Here is a 2,496-nt window from a genome sequence, read left to right on the forward strand (position 1 = left end):
GCCCTGTCGGGTCATCCCAGTGGTCCCTGTCCGGCCCCCGGGGTGAGGGGGAGGGAGGTCAAGGTCGCGGGTGTGCTGCTGGGGGCCGAGGGGTCGGCTCAGTACCAGTGGTGGGTCTGCCAGAAGGCCCAGGCGGCGTTCGGGCTGCCGTAGCGGGTGTTCATGTAGTCCAGTGCCCACTTGATCTGGGTGCGCGGGTTGGTCCTCCAGTCCTTACCCGCGGAGGCCATCTTGGAGGCTGGCAGGGCCTGGCCCAGCCCGTAGGCGCCCGAGCTCGGGTTGGTCGCGTGCACGTTCCAGCTGGACTCGTGGGAGATGATGTGGCTGAACGAGGCCAGCTGGTTCGCCGGGACGATCTGGGCGGCGATGGTCTTCGGGGACAGGGTCGTGGCAGAGGCGGTGGCGGGCACCAGAGCCGCACCCAGGGTGGTCAGGCCAGCGGCGCCGGCGAGAACAGCAGCAGAGGTGCGCATACGAAGCTTGAAATTGGGCATGTAGACCTGGACCTCAATCGGGTTGGGCCGGTGTCACGCCCTGCTTGGACCGTGGCCGGACAGGGGCCGAGTGGTCGTGGGGCGTGTTTCGGCGGTTAGCCGCATCCGGCGGGACAGGGGCCGGTGTGGCTGGGTGGAGCAATTGTTGCCAGGTGGGATCGGCTGCCGACAAGACCCCCTTGTTACGATCCGCCGTCGTATCCAGGGCGGACCGCCGTCGATTCGAAGGGCGGGCCGCGTGGCCACACCAACGCTGCTGAGCTGCGAAAACGTCGCAGTCGGGGGTCGCGGGCGGCGCCGGGTGCGGCCGCTATCGCCCGTCGTGGACCATTTTCAGTGTGAGCGGTCTCACGGCTTATGACGGTTTTGGGGCGATCTGTCTGGGCTGGCGGCGGCGGCGCCAGGTACGGGTGGCGAGTCGTTCCACCGCTGGCATCGCCGGCAGCCCGCCGAGGGCCGACGACCGGTGGCGCGGCCGGCCGGGCCGCCGGCGCGGTTCGAAAGCGCGCCGGGCGCCGCTGCCTCCGCCGTACGCCGGCCCCTGCGACCGTGCCCCCGGCGGCGGACAACTCGTCAGACGGGTACCTGCCGACCGCAGGACGGCGGTGCACCGACCTCCCCCGCCCGGCCGCCTCCGCGCGGCGTGCCCGCCCGGACGACGGCATGCTGGGGCCATGGCAACGCCCCGACGCAGCCGTCGCCCCGCAGCCCGCCGACTCGACGTACCCGAGGACCGGCTCGCCCTTCCACCCGCCCCGCCGCCCACTACCCCGGTCCGCCCGGTGCCGGTGCGGCCGGGCCCGGGTATACAGGGCTGCTGCGCGAGCACCCGCACCCGGCGAGTCCTGCCCGGAGGGGCCGTCGCCATCACGCGCCGCCACACCCCCGACTGCCCGATCTGGTCGGCCCGTTGAACGAACGGTGCCCGATCCGGCGAAAGCGGCCGTGCCAGGGCCCGGCCCGGCACGCCGGTGACCCGTGACCGAGATCGATGCCCGTCCGGCCCGGCCCCGCCCGTCGCCGGCTCCCTTCGCGAACGAGTGGTCGGAGCTATCCGCTCCTTCCATGGCCGTGACCCGCCCGCCCGGCAGCGCCCCGGAACGCCAGAAGGCCGCCACCTCGCAGGGATGACGGCCTCCCGGTGCTCTCTCAGGGCCGCAGCAGCGGTACCGCCAGCCCTCGGACACCGGCCGCGACCGCGGCCGGTGAGCGGGGCACCCGGGCATGCCCTTCCTGCTCGACGAACGCCGCCAGCGCCGCCGGGCCCTGCGTGAACCGGTCCGCCCGCCCGCGGCACCTTGGGCTTCGCCGCAGCCGCTGCCCGGCGAAGCCGCCGGCTTCTGGTCCTCGTCGACGCGGCCGTCCGATTCCAGCCACCACTGCCGCGCCACCGAGTAGCTGCGCTGCCGGGTGATCGGCCAGGACGGCCACCGCCAGGGGGCGGCGACCGGAGTTTCGTGAAGGGTCGCTGCGGAGGTCGCTACCCGGCAGCCACGACCTGGCCGGCCGTGATCCAAGGCCAGCTGCTGTGGCGAGTTCCGCGGTCCTGCGACGGCTTCGCGCCCTGCCCGGCTGCCGTCGTGCCGGCCGGGAGGATCGGCAGTTGTGGGGATGTCCTTCGGTGCCGTCCCGTGTCGGCCGGGTGTGGTGGCGGTCTCAACGGCGGTTGCCTGGTGTTGACTCGGTGTGGTGACGGTGGGTCGTTCGGTGATGTTGTCGGGGGCTGGGGGGTGAGTGCGCTCACACGCGGATGTGGTGCACGATGACGGATAGTGGTGTCCGTTTTGAGCAATTTTGTGACTATTTGGTGGGCGGCTGGTGGGTGTTTGCGCAGGCCGGGAGGGGGCGGCGGGGGTCGGCGCGCTCCGGGTGGCTCGCCTCTCGTATCGGTGCCGGTCTCCTCGGCTACGACGGCGGATCGTAGCGAGGGGGTCTTGGCGAGGGTCGATCCGGTCTGGCAACTTGGCATTCGTCGTCAGTCGCACCGGTTCCTGTCCCTGCC

1 protein-coding gene is annotated in these 2,496 nt (G+C 72.3%); it reads right to left on the reverse strand.

Annotation, left to right across the window (positions count from 1 at the left end):
- Positions 1-98: 98 nt before the first annotated feature.
- Positions 99-494, reverse strand: a complete 396-nt coding sequence (locus ACWC9T_RS41500; RefSeq protein WP_449826200.1) for an aggregation-promoting factor C-terminal-like domain-containing protein — start codon at positions 492-494, stop codon at positions 99-101.
- Positions 495-2,496: the final 2,002 nt, after the last annotated feature.

The organism is Kitasatospora sp. NPDC001159, assembly GCF_053598235.1.

Coding starts and splice junctions, on each gene's coding strand:
- ACWC9T_RS41500 (WP_449826200.1), bottom strand. CDS start 494: ATGCCCAATTTCAAGCTTCGTATGCGCACCTCTGCTGCTGTTCTCGCC.